General features: G+C 31.7%; 18 protein-coding genes and 6 pseudogenes. 12 read left to right on the top strand and 12 right to left on the bottom strand.

The annotated features are described in order from the left end of the window. Positions 1–147: 147 nt before the first annotated feature. Positions 148–780, top strand: coding sequence for a 3-hexulose-6-phosphate synthase (gene hxlA / locus PYW35_RS00505; protein ID WP_103322550.1), 633 nt, complete (start codon positions 148–150; stop codon positions 778–780). Positions 781–782: 2 nt separating this feature from the next. Beyond that, positions 783–1,331 carry a 6-phospho-3-hexuloisomerase gene (hxlB, locus tag PYW35_RS00500; RefSeq protein WP_103322556.1) on the top strand — a complete coding sequence of 183 codons (549 nt, stop codon included), beginning with the start codon at positions 783–785 and terminating at the stop codon, positions 1,329–1,331. A gap of 99 nt (positions 1,332–1,430) precedes the next feature. On the opposite strand, the gene PYW35_RS00495 is transcribed toward hxlB, so the two are convergent. Next, complete coding sequence (locus PYW35_RS00495) at positions 1,431–1,598, bottom strand: winged helix-turn-helix transcriptional regulator (protein ID WP_275068756.1); 168 nt, start codon at positions 1,596–1,598, stop codon at positions 1,431–1,433. Between the two features lie 64 nt (positions 1,599–1,662). Here PYW35_RS00495 and PYW35_RS00490 point away from each other — a divergent pair. Next, positions 1,663–2,023 (top strand): annotated as a pseudogene (locus PYW35_RS00490) (orotidine 5'-phosphate decarboxylase / HUMPS family protein); the annotation flags it as partial. Positions 2,024–2,125: 102 nt separating this feature from the next. After that, positions 2,126–4,387, top strand: coding sequence for an ATP-binding cassette domain-containing protein (locus PYW35_RS00485; RefSeq protein WP_169925681.1), 2,262 nt, complete (start codon positions 2,126–2,128; stop codon positions 4,385–4,387). A 337-nt stretch (positions 4,388–4,724) separates the two neighbouring features. Here PYW35_RS00485 and PYW35_RS00480 read toward each other — a convergent pair whose 3' ends face one another. Beyond that, positions 4,725–5,144 (bottom strand): MarR family winged helix-turn-helix transcriptional regulator, encoded by a 420-nt coding sequence (locus PYW35_RS00480; protein WP_103322551.1) that lies wholly within the window; start codon positions 5,142–5,144, stop codon positions 4,725–4,727. Positions 5,145–5,267: 123 nt separating this feature from the next. On the opposite strand from PYW35_RS00480, the gene PYW35_RS00475 reads away from it, so the two are divergent. After that, a complete protein-coding gene (locus PYW35_RS00475; protein ID WP_103322552.1) occupies positions 5,268–6,239 on the top strand; it encodes an oxidoreductase in 972 nt (323 codons plus the stop codon). Positions 6,240–6,461: 222 nt separating this feature from the next. On the opposite strand, the gene PYW35_RS00470 is transcribed toward PYW35_RS00475, so the two are convergent. After that, positions 6,462–6,557, bottom strand: coding sequence for a type I toxin-antitoxin system Fst family toxin (locus PYW35_RS00470; protein WP_142381054.1), 96 nt, complete (start codon positions 6,555–6,557; stop codon positions 6,462–6,464). Positions 6,558–6,713: 156 nt separating this feature from the next. On the opposite strand from PYW35_RS00470, the gene PYW35_RS00465 reads away from it, so the two are divergent. The 3 genes from PYW35_RS00465 to PYW35_RS00455 all read left to right on the top strand — a co-directional run bounded on the left by PYW35_RS00465 (position 6,714) and on the right by PYW35_RS00455 (position 11,117). Beyond that, positions 6,714–7,016, top strand: a complete 303-nt coding sequence (locus tag PYW35_RS00465) for a putative quinol monooxygenase (RefSeq protein WP_103322553.1) — start codon at positions 6,714–6,716, stop codon at positions 7,014–7,016. Between the two features lie 147 nt (positions 7,017–7,163). Further along, positions 7,164–7,838 carry an IS6-like element IS257 family transposase gene (locus tag PYW35_RS00460; protein WP_001105988.1) on the top strand — a complete coding sequence of 225 codons (675 nt, stop codon included), beginning with the start codon at positions 7,164–7,166 and terminating at the stop codon, positions 7,836–7,838. Positions 7,839–8,054: 216 nt separating this feature from the next. Beyond that, entirely contained in the window at positions 8,055–11,117 is a 3,063-nt protein-coding gene (locus PYW35_RS00455) for a YhgE/Pip domain-containing protein (RefSeq protein WP_103322554.1), read from the top strand. Between the two features lie 259 nt (positions 11,118–11,376). On the opposite strand, the gene PYW35_RS00450 is transcribed toward PYW35_RS00455, so the two are convergent. Then, a complete protein-coding gene (locus tag PYW35_RS00450; RefSeq protein ID WP_103322555.1) occupies positions 11,377–11,595 on the bottom strand; it encodes a hypothetical protein in 219 nt (72 codons plus the stop codon). A 270-nt stretch (positions 11,596–11,865) separates the two neighbouring features. Between PYW35_RS00450 and PYW35_RS00445 the strand changes: the two genes are divergently transcribed. The 3 genes from PYW35_RS00445 to lip all read left to right on the top strand — a co-directional run bounded on the left by PYW35_RS00445 (position 11,866) and on the right by lip (position 15,532). After that, positions 11,866–12,306 (top strand): antibiotic biosynthesis monooxygenase family protein, encoded by a 441-nt coding sequence (locus PYW35_RS00445; RefSeq protein WP_103323668.1) that lies wholly within the window; start codon positions 11,866–11,868, stop codon positions 12,304–12,306. A gap of 39 nt (positions 12,307–12,345) precedes the next feature. Next, complete coding sequence (locus PYW35_RS00440) at positions 12,346–12,513, top strand: hypothetical protein (protein WP_169925717.1); 168 nt, start codon at positions 12,346–12,348, stop codon at positions 12,511–12,513. 892 nt (positions 12,514–13,405) lie between these two features. Next, positions 13,406–15,532, top strand: a complete 2,127-nt coding sequence (gene lip / locus PYW35_RS00435) for a YSIRK-targeted triacylglycerol lipase (protein WP_103322882.1) — start codon at positions 13,406–13,408, stop codon at positions 15,530–15,532. 214 nt (positions 15,533–15,746) lie between these two features. On the opposite strand, the pseudogene PYW35_RS00430 reads toward lip, so the two are convergent. The 4 genes and pseudogenes from PYW35_RS00430 to PYW35_RS00415 form a co-directional block, all read right to left on the bottom strand. After that, a pseudogene (locus tag PYW35_RS00430) lies at positions 15,747–16,318 on the bottom strand (DUF5906 domain-containing protein); the annotation flags it as partial. 59 nt (positions 16,319–16,377) lie between these two features. Continuing rightward, positions 16,378–16,686 (bottom strand): annotated as a pseudogene (locus PYW35_RS00425) (hypothetical protein). Between the two features lie 211 nt (positions 16,687–16,897). Next, positions 16,898–17,017, bottom strand: a pseudogene (locus PYW35_RS00420) (hypothetical protein); the annotation flags it as partial. Between the two features lie 5 nt (positions 17,018–17,022). Further along, positions 17,023–17,247: a hypothetical protein gene (locus PYW35_RS00415; protein ID WP_103322884.1), complete on the bottom strand. Its 225-nt coding sequence runs from the start codon at positions 17,245–17,247 to the stop codon at positions 17,023–17,025. 430 nt (positions 17,248–17,677) lie between these two features. Between PYW35_RS00415 and PYW35_RS00410 the strand changes: the two are divergent. Beyond that, positions 17,678–17,872: pseudogene (locus PYW35_RS00410) on the top strand (type I restriction-modification system subunit M N-terminal domain-containing protein); the annotation flags it as partial. A 1-nt stretch (position 17,873) separates the two neighbouring features. Here PYW35_RS00410 and PYW35_RS00405 read toward each other — a convergent pair. The 4 genes and pseudogenes from PYW35_RS00405 to alsS form a co-directional block, all read right to left on the bottom strand. Then, a pseudogene (locus tag PYW35_RS00405) lies at positions 17,874–18,260 on the bottom strand (ABC transporter permease); the annotation flags it as partial. Between the two features lie 331 nt (positions 18,261–18,591). Then, positions 18,592–20,196, bottom strand: coding sequence for an L-lactate permease (locus PYW35_RS00400; RefSeq protein ID WP_103322886.1), 1,605 nt, complete (start codon positions 20,194–20,196; stop codon positions 18,592–18,594). A 17-nt stretch (positions 20,197–20,213) separates the two neighbouring features. Beyond that, positions 20,214–20,918 carry an acetolactate decarboxylase gene (budA, locus tag PYW35_RS00395; protein WP_103322887.1) on the bottom strand — a complete coding sequence of 235 codons (705 nt, stop codon included), beginning with the start codon at positions 20,916–20,918 and terminating at the stop codon, positions 20,214–20,216. A 58-nt stretch (positions 20,919–20,976) separates the two neighbouring features. Continuing rightward, positions 20,977–22,641, bottom strand: a complete 1,665-nt coding sequence (alsS, locus tag PYW35_RS00390) for an acetolactate synthase AlsS (protein WP_103322888.1) — start codon at positions 22,639–22,641, stop codon at positions 20,977–20,979. Between the last annotated feature and the right edge of the window lie 333 nt (positions 22,642–22,974).

Raw genomic sequence — 22,974 nt, 5'->3', positions numbered from 1 at the left:
AATCTTTTGCTGTATAAAATTCTTTATTATTATATTCAATTAACAAAGTAATCCTTTGTTTTATAAAGCAACAAAAATGTCAGTAATATTATTTAGTGTAAAGAATACCATAATGAGATTATAAAAATTAGATAGGAGAGTATTTTAATGAAATTACAATTAGCAATCGATCTATTAGACCAAAAAGAGGCAGCAAAACTAGCTCAGGAAGTAGAAGAATTTATTGATATCGTAGAAATTGGAACACCAATAGTTATAAATGAAGGACTAGCTGCCGTTGAATATATGAGTAAGTCAGTTAATGACACACAAGTATTAGCTGATTTAAAAATCATGGATGCTGCTGGTTATGAAGTAAGCCAAGCTGTTAAATTTGGTGCAGATATTGTAACAATTTTGGGTGTAGCAGAAGATGCTTCTATTAAAGGTGCAGTTGAAGAAGCACATAAACATGGTAAAGAATTATTAGTTGATATGATCGCAGTTCAAGATTTAGAAAAACGTGCGAAAGAGTTAGATGCATTAGGTGCAGATTATATCGCTGTGCATACTGGTTACGATTTACAAGCTGAAGGTGTATCACCATTAGAAAGCTTACGTACAGTTAAATCAGTTATCAAAAATTCAAAAGTAGCAGTAGCAGGTGGTATTACACCAGAAACAATTCAATCTGTTGCTGATGAAAATCCAGATTTAATTATTGTTGGTGGTGGAATTGCCAATGCTGATGACCCTGTAGAAGCTGCAAAACAATGTAGAAACGCGATTGAAGGAAAGTAATGATGACAGAAATCACAAATTATCGTTTAATACTAGATGAAATAGACAACACATTATCACATGTGAAAGACAGTGAAGCCGAAAAGTTTTTAAAGCAAATTATTAAAGCAGAGCAAGTTTTTGTATCTGGAAAAGGACGTTCGGGTTTTGTAGTAAATAGTTTTGCGATGAGATTGAATCAGCTTGGAAAAGTTGCACATGTAGTTGGTGAGTCAACTACACCTTCCATTACCGAAAAAGATTTGTTTGTTATCCTTTCTGGCTCAGGTTCGACAGAGCATTTAAGATTATTAGCAGATAAAGCTAAATCTGTAGGTGCAGAAGTTGTGTTATTGTCAACAAATGCGACATCAGAGATTGGTAAACTTGCAAATGCAGTTATTGAATTACCGGCAGGGACGAAATATGATGCTGAAGGTTCAGCACAGCCTCTAGGTAGCCTATTTGAACAAACATCACAAGTGTTTTTAGATAGTATTGTTTTAGATTTAATGGCTGAGTTAAACGTTAATGAAGAAACAATGCAACAAAATCATGCTAATCTAGAATAAAACCTACAAAAGATAATTTATTTTAGTACTCCACAAATAAATGTGGAGTATTTTTAATTTAAGAAAGCAGCTTGAGATATTTCCGATTAGTTATAAAAATTAATTTGTATTGAATATCGATACTACTGGATAGACTGGCCTTTTAAGAATTTTGTCTTGCTCTAGTTCTCTAAGTTGTATTATTAGCATGCGCTGGTTGATATTAGGTAGTTTATTTTGTAATTCACTTAATCTTAAAACGATTGTTTTGTAAAAGATGATAAACAATAGCGATTTTCCAGCTTCACCAACTATAGATAAGGCTAAATCTTTTGATGTTTAAATTTTTTTTAAAAGTGTTATCGCAGAAGCGCACGAGTATGGTAAAGAATTATTAGTTGATATGATTGCAGTTCAAAATTTAGAACAAAGAGCAGCTGAATTAGATAAAATGGCAGCTGATTATATCGCAATACATACAGGTTATGATTTACAAGCTAAAGGTGTATCACCTTTAGAAAGTTTACGTACTGTTAAATCAATTATTTCAAATTCAAAAATTGCTGTAGCAGGCGGAACTAAACCAGATACAATTAAAGCAGTGGTAGCTGAACAACCAGATTTAATTATTGTTGATGGTGGGATCGCAAATGCTGATGATCCAAAAAACTGCTGCTAAAAAATGTCGTGATATAATTGATGAAAATGCTTAATCATTTTCAATTTATGTTTAAACCTATTTCGAAGTTCAACCAATCTTATAGCTTCTTCTATACTATCAATTGATAAAATTACAATGGAGAGGAATTGAAATTATGAATGATATTGTCATTATAGGAGCTTCACAAAATAATTTAAAAAATGTAGACATAACTATACCTAAACATTTAGTAACAGTATTTACAGGACGTTCTGGTTCAGGTAAGTCATCACTGGTTTTCAGAACGATAGCTGCTGAATCTGAGCAACTTTTAAATGAAAGTTATTCTAGCTATATTCAATTTCATTTAAATCAGCAACCTAAACCAAAAGTAAAAGAAATTAAAAATCTTCCTGTAGCAATGACGATTAGTCAAAAAAGATTCAATGGTAATTCTCGCTCTACTGTAGGTACAGTGTCTGATATATATGCCTCTGTTAGATTGTTATGGTCAAGAATAGGTGAACCTTTTGTCGGTTATTCAGATGCCTTTTCATTTAACAGTCCTAATGGTATGTGTGAAACATGCGAAGGGTTAGGTTATATTGAAGACATTAATTTAAATGAGCTCTTAGATTGGAACAAATCTTTAAATGAAGGTGCTATTAATTTCCCTTCTTTTGGACCTGATAAAGAAAGAGGGAAAGCTTATCGTGATAGTGGGCTATTTGATAATGATAAAAAATTAAAAGCATATACAAAAGAAGAATTGGATTTGTTTTTGTATCAGGAACCAATAAAATTAAAAACCCCCCCGGAAGAATGGCGAAAATCAGCCAAATATGTGGGGCTTATACCTAGGTTTAGAAGAATATTTTTGGGAGATAAAGAATTTAACAAAAAACGTTACGCTAAGCATCTTAAAAACGTTGTAGAAACTAAGATTTGTCCAACTTGTAATGGCCAACGGTTAAATTCGAAAATTTTAAGTTGTAAAATTATAGAAAAGAATATTTCAGATTTTACGCAAATGACTGTAAAAGAAAATTTAGCATTTCTTAATAAGTTAAACAATCCAACAGCTCAATTTATTATCGAACCACTTCGAAAACAATTAGAAGCACTGGATTATATAGGGTTAAGCTATTTAACTCTTAATCGTGTAACCACTTCTTTATCAGGTGGAGAAGCACAACGTCTGAAGTTAATAAGACATTTAAACAGTTCACTATCTGATTTGGTTTATATCATTGATGAACCCAGTGTTGGTTTACACCCGGAGGATATTGCAAAAATAAATGAAATTTTGAAATCTTTAAAAGATAAAGGTAATACGGTAATAATTGTAGAACATGATCCTGATGTAATTAAAGAAGCAGATTATATTATTGATATGGGTCCAAGTTCAGGAGCGCAAGGTGGAGAGATAACATTTGAAGGAACATACAAAGAATTATTGTCTTCAAATACATCTACTGGTGAAGCACTACGTATCAAACATCACTTAAAAAAAGAGGTGCGTGAAGCAAAAAGTTTTTATCATCTTGGGCCGGTGATACAAAACAATTTGAATAATGTAACAGTTGATATACCCAAGCATGTTTTAACAGTTTTAACAGGAGTAGCAGGTTCCGGAAAAAGTTCACTTGTTAAAGCAGGTTTTACAGAGAATGATAATACAATATTTATGGATCAAAAAGCAGTACAAGGTTCCAATCGATCTAATTTACTAACTTATCTAGGTGTGTTTGATAGAGTCAGAAATTTTTTCAGTAAAGCAACCGGATTAAACAAATCAATGTTTAGTTATAATTCGAAAGGGGCTTGTCCTAATTGTGGTGGTAAAGGTTATATTGAAACAGAACTTGCGTTTATGGGCGAATTTTCACAAACATGCGAAGTATGTCATGGTAAACGTTATAGATCAGAGGTGTTAAATGCAAAAATAGATGGCTATTCTATTGCTAATCTTCTTGAATTTACTGTTGATGAAGGGATAAGATTTTTTGATAAAGAAATGGAGATTCAGTCTAAGTTACAAGCTATAAGTAAAACTGGATTAAATTACATAACGCTTGGACAACCTTTATCTACATTATCAGGCGGTGAAATTCAACGCGTTAAATTAGGTCAATATTTAAATGAAGACGTTACCGATAGTATTTTTATATTTGATGAACCTACGACGGGTCTACATGAAGCTGACATTCCTACGTTGATAAAGTGCTTTAATGACCTTATCAGACAAAATAACACGGTGATTTTAATTGAACACAATTTATCGATAATGTGTGAAGCAGATTGGATTATAGATGTAGGTCCAGGTCCTGGTTTAGATGGAGGTAAAGTACAATTTAGTGGCTTGCCTATAAACTTTGTTAAAGAGAACCAAACACTAACATCTAAGCATTTGAAACTTTATACAGAAAAGCATTAATTTTGTTTCATATATATTTAATCAGAGTCGAAAATTTTACAGCTTAATTTAGTGATTTCAAAAATTAGCATATGAAATTAATAAAAGAGTCTATATACAAGTTATACTCAGTATATAGACTCTTTTTATATTTATTAAGATATTGTTATTATATTCAAAAAATGTATAACTATGACTTTAGAAATATACATAATAATGATTGAAATAATATATAATTATTAGAGTTTTCAGACTCTGTGAGAAGCTCTCATTTGCATCGAAAATTCATTTATTAAGATAAGCCCCCTTATTTTGATTTTAATAAGGGGTTTTTTAATATACGATAATAACTTAAAAATCAAAAGCCACTTCCATTTATCTTTAGTAATACCTTTTTAAATAATATAATTTCTTCACTAGTTAAATTAGCAAAGTAATCATTATTGAGTTGATAAGCTATTTTTTCTAATGTCGGCCATAAGTCTTTTGCTTTATTTGTACTACTTATTAACACAGTTCTTCTATTTTCATTATCAGTTTGACGTATTATTAGATCCTTTTTGGACATCTTATCTAATATTCCAGATATTGTTGAAGGTTCTAAATTTAAAGTATTACCAATCGTTTTAGGTGTATTCAAATTACTATTAATCAAGCAATTCAAAACACCATATTCTGCTGGAGTAATATTGTAAGAACTTAATAAACTTTTAAAATGTTTAAACACTTTATTCTGTGAAGTACTTAGCAAATAATTTATACAATTATCTAATTCCATAATTAAAACCTCACTTAAATTACTAATGTTGACTAACTTATTATATCATGGTAGATTCTAACAAGAAATATTTCTGTTACAAAAATATTTTGTTACAAAATAATAATGGGAGAAGGCTAATAAATGTTCAATGCGCTAGTAGTGAGAAAAAGTGAATCAAGTGTAAGTTATAAAGTAGAAACAGTTGATGAATCTCATTTATCGAAGGGCGATGTATTAGTAAAAGTAGAGTATTCTTCAATAAATTATAAGGATATGCTGGGTTTACAATATAAAGGCGGTGTAATTAGAGATTATCCTATGATTCCTGGTATAGATTTTGCTGGTATTGTTGAATCAAGTGCGAATGATAAGTTTAAAGAAGGCGATAATGTATTAGTTACTGGTTATGATGTCGGCATGACACATACAGGCGGATTTTCAGAATATGCACAAGTTCCGGGAGAGTGGATCGTTCCACTACCCCAAGAAATGTCTATTAAAGAATCTATGTTATATGGTACAGCTGGTTTTACGGCAGCACTATCCATTTTCGAACTAGAAAAATATGGAATGGATATCAAATCACAACCTGAAATTTTAGTATCTGGTGCTACAGGTGGTGTGGGAAGCGTTGCTATACAAATTTTACGTAAAATTGGATATGAAAATATCACTGCTATCGTAAGAAAAGAAAAGCAAATAGAAATCGCAAAAAAATTAGGTGCAAAACAAGTAATAATAATTGAAGATGATAATAAACCACTTAAAAAAGGTATTTTTGATTATTTCCTAGATACAGTGGGGAGTAATGTAACATTATACGGTTTAAAACGTCTAAATTATCAAGGTGTTGCTACTGTATGTGGAAATGTAGCTGGAAACTCACTTAACGCTAATATATTACCGTTTATTCTTAGAGGTATTAAATTAATTGGTATTGATTCTGTATATGTTGATCATAATATTCGTGAAGATATATGGAGTAAGTTAGCGAATGAATGGAATATAGGAGATTCACTTTTATACAATGAAATTGGATTTGAAGAATTTTATAAAACGATAGATCAGCTTTTAAAAGGACAACATTTAGGTAGAACTATTTTAAAAGTATAAGTTACAACAACGAAATAGATACCTTTATTAAATCAAAAACCTCCATCAAAACTTCAAGGGAGGTTTTCTTCGTTTGAAATATCAATTGAAGTTTTTAAATTTTATTGCATCCCTACCCACTATGGTGTTATAATGCACTTAACAAGGAATCCAACATGGATACACCAATCCCCTCACTATTTGTGGTAGTGAGGGGATTTTTGTAGGTGTGGCTATTGTCGCCTATTTGTCTTTGCGATTATGCAGCCAATGCGTAAATAACGCAATAATACAACCACTGATGACTGTGGTCGTGATGTGAACAAGGATTTCCAACATGAATAACACCTCCTCCCTACGTCAACTTGACGCCTGAGAGATAGGCGACTCCATTATTATACCATCTGTGAATGTACAAGCATATGTACTTCCGATAAAAAATGTTATGTGATATATTAATGGATGAAGTTTCTAATTTGAGGAGGAGGTAGAAAAATGGTTAATGTAGCGCTATTGGTTCGACTTGAAGCAAAACCTGGAAAAGAAGCGGAAGTTGAAAGCTTCCTACGTGGGGCCCTACCTGTGGTTCAGGAGGAGTCAGAAACGATCGCATGGTTTGCGATCCGACTTGGACCTACGACATTCGGCATCTTTGACGCATTCCCGGACGACACAGGTCGTCAAGCACACCTTTCTGGTCAAGTGGCTGCGGCATTGACGGAGAAATCTCCTGAACTTTTCGCAGAGCCACCAGTGATTGAAAATATTGACGTCCTTGCTTCCAAGCTTCCTAAATAAAGTCATATTATCGCTGCCATCGTATCTGTCCAGAGACAGTGGATGGCAGTTTTTTGATTATTAGTTTTGGCGTGAGCTATATAAAGTGGAAGGTTCTGTTGCAAAGTTGAATTTATAGTATAATTTTAACAAAAAGGAGTCTTCTGTATGAACTATTTCAGATATAAACAATTTAACAAGGATGTTATCACTGTAGCCGTTGGCTACTATCTAAGATATGCATTGAGTTATCGTGATATATCTGAAATATTAAGGGAACGTGGTGTAAACGTTCATCATTCAACGGTCTACCGTTGGGTTCAAGAATATGCCCCAATTTTATATCAAATTTGGAAGAAAAAGCATAAAAAAGCTTATTACAAATGGCGTATTGATGAGACGTACATCAAAATAAAAGGAAAATGGAGTTATTTATATCGTGCCATTGATGCAGAGGGACATACATTAGATATTTGGTTGCGTAAGCAACGAGATAATCATTCAGCATATGCGTTTATCAAACGTCTCATTAAACAATTTGGTAAACCTCAAAAGGTAATTACAGATCAGGCACCTTCAACGAAGGTAGCAATGGCTAAAGTAATTAAAGCTTTTAAACTTAAACCTGACTGTCATTGTACATCGAAATATCTGAATAACCTCATTGAGCAAGATCACCGTCATATTAAAGTAAGAAAGACAAGGTATCAAAGTATCAATACAGCAAAGAATACTTTAAAAGGTATTGAATGTATTTACACTCTATATAAAAAGAACCGCAGGTCTCTTCAGATCTACGGATTTTCGCCATGCCACGAAATTAGCATCATGCTAGCAAGTTAAGCGAACACTGACATGATAAATTAGTGGTTAGCTATATTTTTTTACTTTGCAACAGAACCCTGATATATCTATAACATGCTATTTTAGTTATATATTAGCCTTTATAAATATACTGATATAACAAATTGGGATTGAATTGATTTTGAACATGGGGTATGATAGCGGTATCGATATTTATAGTACATGTCATGTACTAATGGATAAGGAGTTATGATTTTGAAGAAACCATTTGAAATTTTTATTGAAGATATTAAAAATATCAGACGTGTGCCGTTTGTGATTATATTATTATTAGGTCTTTCTATTTTACCATCATTCTATGCGTGGTTTAATTTAAGTTCTACGTGGGATCCTTACAACAATACGCAAGGTATTAAAATTGCGGTCGTGAATGAAGATAAGGGTGCTAAGGTTGAAGGTAAAAATATTAACGTAGGTGACCAATTAGTTGAACAGTTGAAGAAGAACGATAAGTTTGGATGGGAATTTGTGAATCGTAAGAAGGCTGACGATGGTGTTGAAAAAGGTGATTATTATGCCTCTATATATTTACATAAGACTTTTTCTGATGAAGTCACGAGTATCTATCATAAGAAACCAAAGAAAGCCGTCATTGATTACAAAGTAAACGAGAAATTAAATGCGATTGCACCTAAAATGACAAACGCTGGTGCATCATCCATTGTAGATTCTTTAAATAAAGAGTTTGGCGAGAATGCAACGCAAGCATTATTAAAAGAAGCAAACCAAGTCGGTTTAGATCTTGAAAATGAATTACCTACTTTAAGCAAAATTAAAAATGCAGTATATACTGCTGAAGATAATCTTCCTAAAATAGAAGAGTTCAAAGAGAAAGTAATAGAAATTGATGAACATCAAGATGATATCACGAAGTATAAAGATGAATTCGAAGCGCTAGGAAATTACAAAGGCGACATTAATGAAGGCGTTAAGAAGATTAATGAAGTAAATAGTAAAATGGGTGATATTAACCAAGCAGCTCAATTAATTACGAAACTGAATGCTAAAATGCCTGAAATCGAAAGTGCGTTAGCAAAAGCGAATAAAGTACAACAACAATTTCCTAAAATCAATAAAGGTGTGCCTCAAGGTATTGAAGCAACCGAAAAAGCATTAGCAGCTATCAATAAAGCAGAGCAATATTTACCTGAATTAAATCGTAAATTAGATCAGTATGAAGCAGATGCTAAAAAAGCTCAGGAAAAAACTGAAAAAGCGAACGAAAAATTGAAATCAGAACAAGATAAAGACAAGAAAGATAATAAAGATAAAGACAAGAAAGATAATAAAGACAAGAAAGATAATAAAGATAACGACGCGAAACCTGACCAAAGTACAGAAGAACCTCACCAATCGTCAGAAGAAGAAAACAAAGACGATAATCATAAGGAACAAAATGCTGAGGAACAAGAAAGTGATAAAGAACAAGCTGATATTTCTAAAGAAGAAACAGAAGAACAAGCATCTACTGAAGATCAAGAGAAAGATAATGATATCGTAACAACACAACAAGCTTATGAAGAAGAAGATACTCATAAAGAAGAGAATAACCAGGCTTCTAAAAATGTATTAACTGATCAAGAATTAAACGAAATGAAATCTGCACTGAGTGAATCTTTAACAGCGCTCGCAGACTACAGTAACGAACAAGCAACTATGAATAAAAAAGATTTAGAAAGCATGCAAGCCATTAATCAAAGTATCTTAATGAGCCAAGACAGTAAACAACTTGCAGACACTGTGAAAAACAATCAATCACGATTACAACAAGGTGCGGCTTTTAATGATTCTATGATTGATATTTTAAAGGAACTTCAGAAATCTGAAGGTATTGATACTTCATCAGCCATTTCACAATTTGAATCAGCTAACAAAGATTTACAAAGTGTTATAAATGGCCAAAGCAATCTGATTAATGCTTTAAATAACGGTAAATCTGGCAAAGAAGAAGTACTAGCATTAGATAAATTAATAGATTCTAATCTCGTATCTTTAGACAATTTATTGAAATATACGAGCAGTGATTTTAAGACGACTTTAATGGAAGGCGTTAACCAAATCGATCAAGCGTTAACTAAAGGTATCGATGATATCGCGACGATTAGAAGTTCTATGAACATGATAGATAATGTGATTCAAACTGGGAAAAGTTCCTTACAAAATGGTCATGATTTATTAGTCAGCATTAATAATGAATTACCTAAACTTGAAAGAAAGTTTAATAACGTTAATGAAGTTGCACAAACAAACTTCCCTAAATTTAAAGAACAAGTTGGTAAAGGAGCTTATTACGTTGAAAATGAACTACCAAATGTTCAATCAGAAGTTAAAAAGCTCGCACAGTTCTCAAATAATGATTTACCGACAATGATTGATAAATACGATCGTGCTGTTCAATTAATAGACGACAACTTACCAGAAGCTCAAAAAGAAATTCATGACTTAGCAGAGTATGCGCGAAATGATTTACCAGGTATTGAAGAAGATATTAAGAAAGCAGCGAAGAAAGTTAGAGAAATAGATAAAGATGATACAGTTCACGAGCTGATTAAATTATTGAAAAATGATTTGAAGAAACAAGCTGATATTATCGCACATCCAATAGAATTAAAAGAAGAATCGTTATTTAGTGTGCCAAACTATGGAACAGCAAGTACACCATTCTATACCTCTTTAGCAATTTGGGTAGGTGCTTTACTATTATCTAACTTATTAACAACAGATATTAAAAATCCAGAAATTAAGCAGAAATATTCATTGAGAGAAACATTCGTTGGAAAGAGCTTTATATTCATTATAATAGGTGTCATACAGTCCATTATCGTGTCACTAGGAGATATGTTTATTTTAGGCGCAGCTATTGATAATAGATTATTATTTATACTATTATCTGTACTCGTTTCAATCGTATTTATAAGCATCGTCTATACATTAGTGTCCCTATTCGGCAACGTAGGTAAAGCATTAGCAATTGTCATTATGGTACTACAAATAGCAGGCGGAGGCGGAACATTCCCGATTCAAGTCACACCAAAATTCTTCCAAGCCATACATCCATATTTGCCGTTCACTTATGCCGTAGATGCATTGAGAGAAGCGGTCGGTGGCGTTGTACCAGAAATACTCATATACAATCTCATATGTCTCGTATTATTTGGCGTCGTCATATTCACAATAGGATTTATCGTTAAACCAATACTCGACCCATGGAAAAAGAAAACGATCAAACGCGCTGAAGACAGTTACTTAATGGAATAATCAAATTACGTATAAAAAATAATCGCCCGATTCGTAGCAGTGAGTTGCAGGAACGGGCGATTTTTTTGTAATGATAGTTTTCTGAATGATATTAGTAGTAAGGAATACAAAACTTATAGTAACGTATAAAGCTCTAAAACCTTATTATAATGAATCAATTATATAGAAACAATTTATGCCTCACGATTCTCTATCAATAGGTTGAATAACTACATTTATCTTATTAATAAGATAAATGTAGTTATTGAAATCTGAATAATCAGAATTTCCCCTTCCCATTCTTATCCATTGATATTTCTCCACGATAACCCACTATATAAGTTGCTTTTTCTAAATAAGTAGGTAATTTTAATAATTCTATTTTATAAGGCGACATAAAAGCTTTTCGATAATCTTTAATTTTTTTATTATATGAAATTTTATTAATAATATAACTCCGTATAGCTCCAATTACTACACTAACTATTTCACTTGTCATTGTTACTCACTTCTGATTTCCAAATAAATTAAAGGACTCTAATGTCTGATTAACTTTTTCAAGAAAAAACCGCATTATTTATGATATGCTTCCCCTAATTAGTGATTTTGCTAAGATAAAGTTCGATTTAAATTTTAAATAAATAGACCTCATCATATTTTTAGTAAAATAATAAAAATTTCAAACTGCTAATACTATCTATTATAATAGTTTGGTTTTATAAACAATGTTACAATAAATATATTATTAGATGGAATAGAGAGGTAAATAATGGTTATTTTTAATTCGAATCAATCTTATGTGCTCCATGAAAAAAATAATTTAATACAAATTATCAAAAATAATTGTCAAAAATCATATAGTATTTTAGAGAAAGATGGTAATTTAAACAATAATTATTTCTGTGTTATGAACCATTTATATGTAAATAGCAATAGACAAAATGATTTTAAAGATAAATTTTTAAATAGATTCAAAAGACTAAATACGGTAACAGGTTATAAAGCTTTAAGGTTTTTAGAACCACACAATGAAAATGAGCACTATATACTATTAACTTTATGGTTAGATAGGCAAGATTTTTATAACTGGCAACTTTCTAATCAATACAAAGCAACCCATTTAAACAGAGGCACAAATAAAGGGGTTGACCAACATATAGTAAATAGAAATTTATCTTATAATATACGTTTTGAATTAGCTAATAATTAATGAAATATATAAGATAGATAAATTATAGGAGTTGATTTTGTGAATATTAATAAGCATTTAAAAGATACTGGATGGACAGAAGAAGAGATTCACAAAAGATCAGATTCAATTTCTGAAGATATTGAAGATATTGAAGATAATGAAAATAATGAAAATAATGAAGAAATTAATTTATCAAATGAAAATGATTTAATAATTGAAGAATAAAAACATCTCTGTATAAATTCATATTAATGCACTAACCCCAAGATATGGGAGTAAAATAAAAACACTTTCGTTGAATTCATATTAAAATGAATTTATACGGAGGTGTTTTTTCTATGAAAAGAGTGGCATATTCAGTTGAAACAAAATATAAAGTAGTAGAAATGAAACTTAAAGGATATATCATAAGAGAAATAATGGATACTTTAAACCTTAAAAATAAGTTCTAAGTTGATTAGTGGTGGTAATGGTTTTGAGGTTGAAAACTATAATGATGAAGGTGAGACGATTATTAATTTGATTTATACATATATAACTTTGATAACCTTAAAATTATAATTTCTTAGCTTTAATCAATGAACTTTTGTAAATTGAATTTACATTCTTATTATAATTTATATATATTTCTAATTGGTAAATATTTTTTGTTGATTCATTTATGAATTCTTTAAGTTTATTCTATTTGGATGTTCTTCTTAAAATATATAGATATTCATCTAAATACATAATTTAATTTTTTTAAGAGTAGACATATTGTTATATTTATATACTTTTATTCCATATTTTATTATCCACATTAATTTTATATACCTTTAAATACATATTCCTTATACGATTTAGAAAAATTATTGACAACGCTTTCATATAGCGATATAATTTATTTAATTTTAATCAACAACGTTGATTGTTTATCTCATATGTATCTTTATTTTACATATAGTAAATTTTTTTCATCGTAATTGAAAGCGTTTCCAATTTTATAAGTTAAGAAAGGATGATTACTTTGGATAATATTGGAGTGGTATTTAGTAAGATGTTCGGATTTATTCCACGTATAATTATCAATATTTTTATCTAGTTTATATTAAAAAAATAATTAATAGAGGTGATTTTTATGAAGGTAAGACAAAATAGATATAGTATTCGTAAATTTAGTGTAGGCCTATCATCTACCTTGGTAACGTCATTATTATTCATGGGAGGTCTCACTGCACAAGCAGCAGAAACAAAAAATGAAGTGGGAAATCCTCATACAGCTACAGTACAATCTATTGGGTATAATCATCAAAGCACCCATATAGAAAAGGTTTCATCAACTACTGAGTCACATAATAATAATGATGAAATTGATCATTCCTTAAGCATACATAATAAAACTAAACCAATTGAGAGAGAGAACGACACCAAAGATACAATTTCAACTAATGAAAAGTCTAATCCTGAACAAAATTTAACTACAGAGCCATTGATGGATAAAACGCAGCAAGTAACTGAAACAAATTCTAAAGCAAACTCCCAAAATCCACCATCTCAAGAGGCTACATCATCAGATAATGAAAACAACAATTCTCAAAAGCCTGAAATATCAAAAGAAGAAATTACAAGAGGCCAATCAACTGCATCATCTGGTACTGAAAATACAATATCTCAAAAGTATACACCTTCAGTTGAAACAAAAGAACATGCATCTATTACTAAAGTTCAAACACCAAAACAAGACGACGTACCTAAAAAAGATGATACATCTACTGAATTAAAAAGAAATAAAATTAATAAAGCGTCATCAAATGAAACTAGCACAAATGCTGAAATACTAGCAGAGACAACAAAGAAAACACTAAATATGACTAAAAAAGAAGATATCAAAACATCAATGACATCACGTGCAGACACGAACACAGGAGACATTTCAGATAATAGTACAGTGAATGAAAAACTCGCAAACAAAGAAGCTAAAAATCAAAAAGATGAACAAACCGATTTAGATGCATTAAAAAATAATACAGTTCCTACAATAAATAATCAAAATAGAACACAATCTTCATCAACAACTAAAGATCAGACTAATAAAGTTGCTAAACAAACCCAGTACAAAAACCAAGATCCTATTATTCTTGTTCATGGTTTTAATGGATTTACTGATGATATTAACCCCAATGTCTTATCACACTATTGGGGTGGAGACAAACTAAATATCCGACAATATTTGGAGGAAAATGGATATAATTCTTATGAAGCAAGCATTAGTGCATTTGGTAGTAACTATGATAGAGCGGTAGAGCTTTATTATTACATTAAAGGTGGTACTGTAGATTATGGTGCTGCTCATGCTGAAAGATATGGACATGAACGTTATGGCAAAACATATGAAGGCGTTTATCAAGATTGGCAACCTGACCATAAAGTACATCTAGTGGGACATAGTATGGGCGGTCAAACTATTCGTCAATTAGAAGAATTATTAAGAAATGGTAGTAAAGAAGAAATTGCATATCAAAAGACACATGGTGGCGATATTTCTCCTTTATTACAGGGGGGGCACGATAATATGGTTTCCTCAATTACCACATTAGGTACACCACATAATGGTACACACGCCTCTGATAAATTGGGTAATGAGCCCATTGTTCGTCAAATTGCGTTTGATCTAGGTAAAAAACTTGGTAATAAATACTCTCGTGTAGACTTCGGTCTATCTCAATGGGGTTTAAAACAACAACCTGGAGAATCTTATTTATCATACCTTTCACGAGCTAAAACTTCTAAACTATGGCAAACAAAAGATAATGCTTTTTACGATTTAACACGTGATGGTGCCACAGATCTTAATCGTAAAACATCACTCAATCCTAATATCGTATACAAAACGTATACAGGTGAAGCAACACACCCTACATTATCGGGTAAATATAAAGCGGACTATAATCTTTTCTTACCATTCACAGCTACTGCAAATGTCATTGGTAAAGCACCTGAGAAAGAATGGAGAGAAAACGATGGACTTGTTTCTGTAATTTCATCTCAACATCCATTTAATCAAGCTTATACAGAAGCAACAGATGTTAATCAAAAAGGTATCTGGCAAGTAACACCAACAAAACACGACTGGGATCATGTCGATTTTGTGGGTCAAGATAGTAAAGATACAAAGCGTAATCAAAAAGAACTACAACAATTCTGGTACGATTTAGCTGATGATTTAGTTCAAAGTGAAGCACTCACTTCAACTCAAAACGATTAAACTTAAACATGTATAAAAAGAAAGGTGGTTAATCTAATGTCTGGTGATATCTTTCAATTATTTAGTTCTCTTTTCATAGTAGTTAAAGCATTATTTTTCTAATTTAATATAAACAAAATCCCCTTCAAATGAGATGAAAATCATTTCCTTTTGAAGGGTTTTTCATTGTGAAAAAGTATTTATTACATTGTCTATGGTTAAGTAATATTGGATTCAAATTTAATCGTGTCTTAGGGAATATTTTTATATCGTTTTCATACACTTTAAATGTCTTTAGATTAAACATGTTTCTCCCACAGTCAATATAATCTTTATCCTCATTGAGTTCTTCTATATCTGAAGATTTTTGCAATCCATCTACGACATTTCTTAGAGTGCTTAGTGAAGGCTTATAATCTACAAGCAATACTTGTATCATTTTAGATATCATGCCTTGTAATTCATCTCCATTTATCTTTTGCCACCTGTTAGCTTTGAAAACAAAAGTTCTGAATTAAAGCGTTTGATATGAAAAACCTTTATCATCATTTCCATGAGTACTGTGTCATTCGGATTCTTCTTAATACTAAAATAGCTATAGATGTTAGGTCGATAGTCCGTATCTTTTGGGATATTAAGTCGTAACGGATCGATAAGTTCGTTATACACGGTTTCACCTTGAGCCGTTTCTTCTATTTCATTGTTATTATTAACAGGAATAGTTAGGATAGCAATCAGACCTTGACGGTCGATTGCCTCCTTAGCCATACTTATTATTTTAGTTAACATTTCGAATATACTGTTCATTATAATATTCCTCGAGTTTCATTTAATAGTGCTACATCGTGTACATAATAATTACCATTCTATTGACCAATATGGATTAAATGCTTTCAGTCAATGTAATATTCATACGTTTCGTGACCCATGCTATAGTTACTATGACGTTTAAGCCAATCAATGATTGACGCCTGATTTGTGCTCGCTTGTGTTGAAATATTACGATTCGTATATACAATTTGATTGTTCACTTTAATTTTATATGTGAATTGGTGTTTTACTTCACCTGAAAAATCCGTTTGGATCACAGAATGCAACGTAGCTACATATATATTATTTTCTTTAAGTGGTGTAATACTTAGAGTGTGTAGGCTTTGTCCTCTATCATTATTCATGGTCAACATCTCCTATTTCTTCCACTGTCACATGCGCCAATTCACCATTGAAAAACTGGTTAGCTGTATCTTTCATTAGTTGAGCGACATCCTGTGCAGTCTCTTTACCACCACAATCAATCATAATCGCATCGTGTATGGGTACGATAATTTTGAACGTTTTTTGTACATATATATGTAACCTTAATGGTTTAAATTCAATTTTCTCTATATCATTCTTAATACTTTTAATAAAATTTGCATATTGGGTAATATCTATGTTCTCTATCGCAGCTTTTCTTAACCTAACACCTTCATCCGTTATTGAATTAGGTAAATTATCGTCTGACATATTATTCAATAAGACGCATAATATATCAAAAGTAATACCATTGAAACTATAAGCAGCTCTTTCACTTTCACCAAAATTTTTTGAAATTTCTTCATATCAACCTTATAAATATTAACTAATTTATAAATTCTTTTCTGCAATTGAGCTTTGTTTTTAAGACCTAAAGATTTCTCAATATCCTTTTTTGTATATGTTTTTTGAATTCTTTCTTTAAAAGTAAATGCCCCCATAATAGTCACTTTCTATTGTTATATTTTATATTAACAATAGAAAATAATTGAAGTGAACGAAGATATTTTACATTCGAGATTTAAATACAGAAATTTATGCCGTCATTTTAGTAAATGCTTTTTAAAAAATATATTGTTTATAAGGGAATACCAAACCCTTACTTTGAGAAATACATTAGCGGTTACAATTAATTGAACAAGTTTTCTTCTACATACGTTTTAGAAATGTTTAAAACATTTGATTTATTCTCTTTAATTATTGCTGTTTCTCCAATGGAAACAAAAACTAGGTGGTGCCTTTAGAATGATTATTAATTTTTTCACATAATTTTTAAAGATTTGCGGCTTTACGCTATAATAAATATCTCGACACCTACTTTTTGTAACATCTTATATCCTCTTTTCCAAATTTTTTTAGGAGGTTTTGTAGATGGCAAAAATTGGACTTGAAGAAAAGTTATGGCAAGCAGCAGATAAGTTACGTGGAAGTATGGATGCGGCAGAGTACAAGAACGTGGCGTTAGGCATTATATTTTTGAAATATGTTTCTAATTCTTTTGAGGAAAAGTATGAAGAAGATAAAGATGAATATTTGGTAGAGAATATTTTCTGGGTTCCTAAAGAATAAGGACTTCATTATCAGAATTAAATTTCTTTCCATCAATCATATTCGGTACGAGAAAAGAACCATCTGTTACGCCGAGCAGTAATGCATTTTCTTCATTATCCCCATTAGATACAATGTTATCGGATTGCTTTAGCGTCATCTGTTTTATATATGTATCTACAATGTCCTTTTATCAAACATTGATTGTTCAACCATTTGATTCGCATCTTTATTTAAAAATGATGACGTTTGCGTGCCATTTATCGATACCTTCTCTATTCATATTCATTAAACCACTTGCTAAACCTGATAATAGGAACAAAAAATAACTAATCATAATTAAGACACCGATAATTAGACAAAATTTCAATTTGTTACGTTTTATTTCATTCCATTCTAAAAACATAAATAACCTCCTTTCAGCTAACTAAGCAATTTTACTATTGTTATATAAGTATAATTAAAATAGCTTTATATCCAGTTTACCAATTGGATACGGAAAATTACAGTTATTGCTAGCACTGTATACTTATAACTGATTATTACAAAGACACTTTCATCTTTTTAAAGTCCAGAAAATACTTATAATTTACTAGATTGTCTACCAATATCATACATGCTTCTAGTAATCATCACATTTGCAGCACATAAATTAAAAAAACATCCCGATAAGTTAGATTTTCAATCCGACTTTCGGGATGTACGTCCTTTTTTATGCTAGTATTTTATAATTCATTTTATGAGATAAATAAACTACAAATAAATGTCCAAATACAAACGAGAATTAACAATCCGATACTGAAACGCATTGCCATTTTCATCAGTTCTGATTCTTTACCTACTTTATTAACTGCTGCTGTAGCGATAGCAATAGATTGTGGTGATACAATCTTAGCAGTTACACCACCAGCTACGTTAGCTGCAACAAGTAATGAACCTTTTGTACCAATTTGTTCAGCAACAGAGGCTTGAATTGGCCCAAACAATGAATTATTGTTTACGACAGATCCCGTCATAAATACACCAATCCAACCAAGTAGTGGTGATAGTAATGGAAAGGCAGCGCCCGTTTTAGATATGCCTTGTCCCATAGCATTACTTAGTCCACCATATGTTGTGATTTTGGATACTGCTAAAATGAAACAAATGGTTAACACCGAAACCCATAATTCTTTAACTGTGAGACCCAGTAAATGAACAGCAGTTTTAAAGCTCATATTTTTCGCAATAATAATTGTAATGATCACTGTAATTAGAATAGCTGTACCTGTTTGAGCAAAGAAATTGAATGTTAGTTCATTCTGTTTATTAGTCACAGCATTCATTGTTCCTGGCACATTAAAGTTCACAGCGAGTGCACTAAGGGCACCACCTTTTTCAAATAAACCTTTAAATGCTGGTAAACTCCAAATCATCACAACAATCGTTAAAATGATAAACGGGCTCCATGCATAAGTGATATGTCCCATAGAATGTTTAGGCACTGCATCTGCTTTTTCATCTTTATTAATTCTGAAAATATTTTTAGGTTGCCATTTTCTTGAGAACAATGCTAATGCACTCATTGCTACCAGACCAGGAATAATATCAGCCAACTCTGGTCCAGCAAAAGCTGCAATAAGTACTTGTAAAATTGTGAAAGTAACTGCCACAACTAAAGTGGCTGGAAAAGTTTCTTTCACACCTTTAAAGCCATCCATAATATACATTAATAAAAATGGCACAACAAAACTAATAAAGCCTAATGTTAAATTACCAATTAACGCTACTTGAGATGACGTTACGTCGCCTGGTAAATTCAACGTATCTACAATTGCAACTGGTATACCTACCGCGCCATATGCACCTGCAGCTGCATTACTTACTAAACAATACATCGCAGCTTGCAAAGGTTTAAAACCTATTTGAGTTAATAAAACTGCACAAATAGCAATAGGTACGCCAAAGCCTGCAGCACCTTCTAAAAATCCATTAAATACGAAGCCAATCAATAATAATTGAACACGTTGGTCTCGTGAGACACTCGCGATACTATCTTGAACAATATCAAATTGGCCACTTTTTGTAGCAATTTTATATAACCAAACTGCCATGATTACAATAAATCCGATTGGGATAATGCCTTGATAAAAGCCCTCTAAAGTAGCACCGCCTGCAATACTTCCTGGTAATTTAAAGAATGGCATAGCAACAATAATTGTTACGATTAATGTTGTAATTGCTGCATATATACCTTTCATTTTAAATACAGTCAAACATAATAAAAATAATATAATTGGTATTGCGGCTACAATACTTGAAAGTAGCAAATTATTAAAAGGGTTAAAACTTTCAACTAACATATTTGCTCGCTACTCCTTTATTCTGCTTGTCTTATTTCTTTTGCAATATCTTTGTAGTCAATGTCCGTATTTGTAAATGCTTCATCATCGACAGCAAAATGTTGTTCAAATGTTTCAAAGTTTTGAATTTCTACCGTAACGTCTGAAACTTCAAAATCCAATACGTGTCCGCCAAAATTACGGTCATCATTAGCGAAATGAACATGGAAACCTGCTGAACCAATACCATGGAACAATTCTGGCGTGAAGAATCCTACAACAGAACCTTTGATATTTTTTTCAATTTGTTCAGGTTGTCTATTCGCTGAGTTAATCAATCTTGTATATGGTGGTTCTTGTCCTGGCATCATACGTACATGCATTTTTTTAAATGTACCTGAAATTTTAACAGCAGAAAATAAATTTTTACTTAACATTTTTTCTTTAACTTCATCATAAACTTCTGCTGAAGGTTTATTGCTCGTGCTATACGTTTTATCAGGTGTAAATCTTGATACTGTTGCATATGGTGATAATTCGTCACCTACCAATTCTACAAATTCTTTATGTTCGTTGGCATGATAAGCTTTACCATCAACGATAATCACTTCACCATCTGAACCTGTTAAAGTCGCAATACCAATGTCTCCATGTTTTAATAAATCATTGATTGAAGCAGTACCCTGTAAAAGGCCTGCCATCAATGTACCTAGTGTGCCGTGTTGATATAGTACGTTAGTCATAACTTTATTCACTCCTATTTTGATAAATAATTAATCATTTTCACCGTTTAATTCGATATTAGTTAAAAGCGTCAGGTAACATATTTGTTGAAAGTTTAACATTATCTTTGTAATTCACTGGGATATCAATTAATACTGGTCCTTCAGTTTCGTATCCCTCTTTAATTGCCGCTTCTAATTCTTCTTGATTTGTTACACGTAATCCTTTAGCACCAAATGATTCAGCATATTTAACGAAGTCAACTGAACCAAAATCTACGCCTGAACTACGTTCATATTTCATTTCTTCTTGAAATTCAACCATGTTATATTTACCGTCATTCCAAATTAATTGGATGATATTAAGATTTTTACGTACAGCTGTTTCTAAGTCTTGTGCTGAGAATAAGAAACCGCCATCGCCAGCAACAGATACAACTTGTGTATTAGGACGTACTAAAGCAGCTGAAATAGCCCATGGTAATGCAACACCTAACGTTTGCATGCCATTACTGAATAGCAAGTGTCTTGGATTGTAACTTCTAAATTTACGTGCCATCCAAATATAGTGACTACCTACGTCTACAGTTACTGTTGTATCATCTGATAATACTTTTTGCATTGACTCAATGACTTCAACTGGGTGTAACACGCCATCTTCATGTGTTGGTTTGATACCACTTGATTCAAGTATATGCGCTCTTAAAGTTTCTAATTCGTCTAAATGTTTTTGACTGAGAAAAGGTTCATCGACTTTGTCAGAAATAAGTTCCATTGTGCCAGCAATATTACCAACCAATTCTTTTGCTGGTTGCATATGATTTGTAATTTCCGCTTGAATTTCATCTATATTAATAATTTTAGTATCTAATTCTTTATTCCAATTGCTCGCTTCATATTCAATTGGATCATAACCAATCGTAACAACAAGGTCACTTTTTCTTAATAATTCGTCACCTACTTGGTTACGGAATAAACCAACACGACCAAAGAAATGGGATTCTAATTCACGACTAATCACACCTGCACCTTGGAATGTTTCTACAACTGGTAAATTTGTTTTTTCAACTAATTTACGGATTGCATTCGTTTCGTCTGAACTTGAACTTCTCATACCTGCTAATAATACAGGGAATTTCGCGTTTTTAATCGCTTCAATTACTTCATTAACGTTTTGTTCACTTGGCACACCTAAACTAGGTTTTTGACAAAGTGCAATCGCTTGTGATTCAACCGGTGCAGAAATAACATCTTGCGGTATGCTTATGAAACTTGCGCCATTTTTACCTGAAGTTGCAGTTCTCATCGCATTTGTCATAACTTCTGATAATGACTCTGGATCTTGAACTTCTTCGCTATATTTTGTTGAAGATTTTAATAATGCTGCATTATCAATACTTTGGTGCGTTAGACGTAATAAATCGTTACGTTTAACTTGTCCACCTAATGCTAATACAGGGTCTCCTTCTGATGTCGCTGTTAAAAGCCCAGTCGTTAAATTACTTACCCCTGGGCCACTTGTTACTAAGGCAACACCTGGTTTACCTGTTAAGCGTCCAATACCTTGTGCCATCATTGCCGCGTTTTGCTCATGACGCGTTACAATAAGTTCTGGACCGTCATCTTCAAGTGCATTGAATAAGTAGTCAATTTTAGCACCTGGGATACCGAATACATAATTCACACCATTATTTTTCAAAGTGTTTATTACCATATTTGCTGCTGTATAATTTTTGTCAGCCATTTTACATTCATTTCCTTTCAAACTTTAATGAAAAAACCATTAATCATTGCAAATAAATTAAATCATTAACTTTACAATGTATTAAAAAATTATTCACATTATATTATTATGAAAAATTCATATTTAATACTCTAAATTAGCGCCGCTCACATTTAGTCCTATACCATGGCATGTCATTACGAATAATTTACGCTGTAAATTGATTACATATTTATTATAAAATGCTGCAACATATAAATAAAATACATATTTGTTATAGGTGCCATTCCATATTAGAATGGCACCTATAACAAATATGTATTTTAATGATAGGTGAATTAGTATTATACTATA

Origin of the sequence: Mammaliicoccus vitulinus (assembly GCF_029024305.1) — a bacterium.
GTDB classification, from domain to species: Bacteria; Bacillota; Bacilli; order Staphylococcales; family Staphylococcaceae; genus Mammaliicoccus; species Mammaliicoccus vitulinus.
The sequence above is the reverse complement of the archived record's forward strand: the minus strand, read 5'-3'. Positions and strand labels throughout refer to the sequence as shown.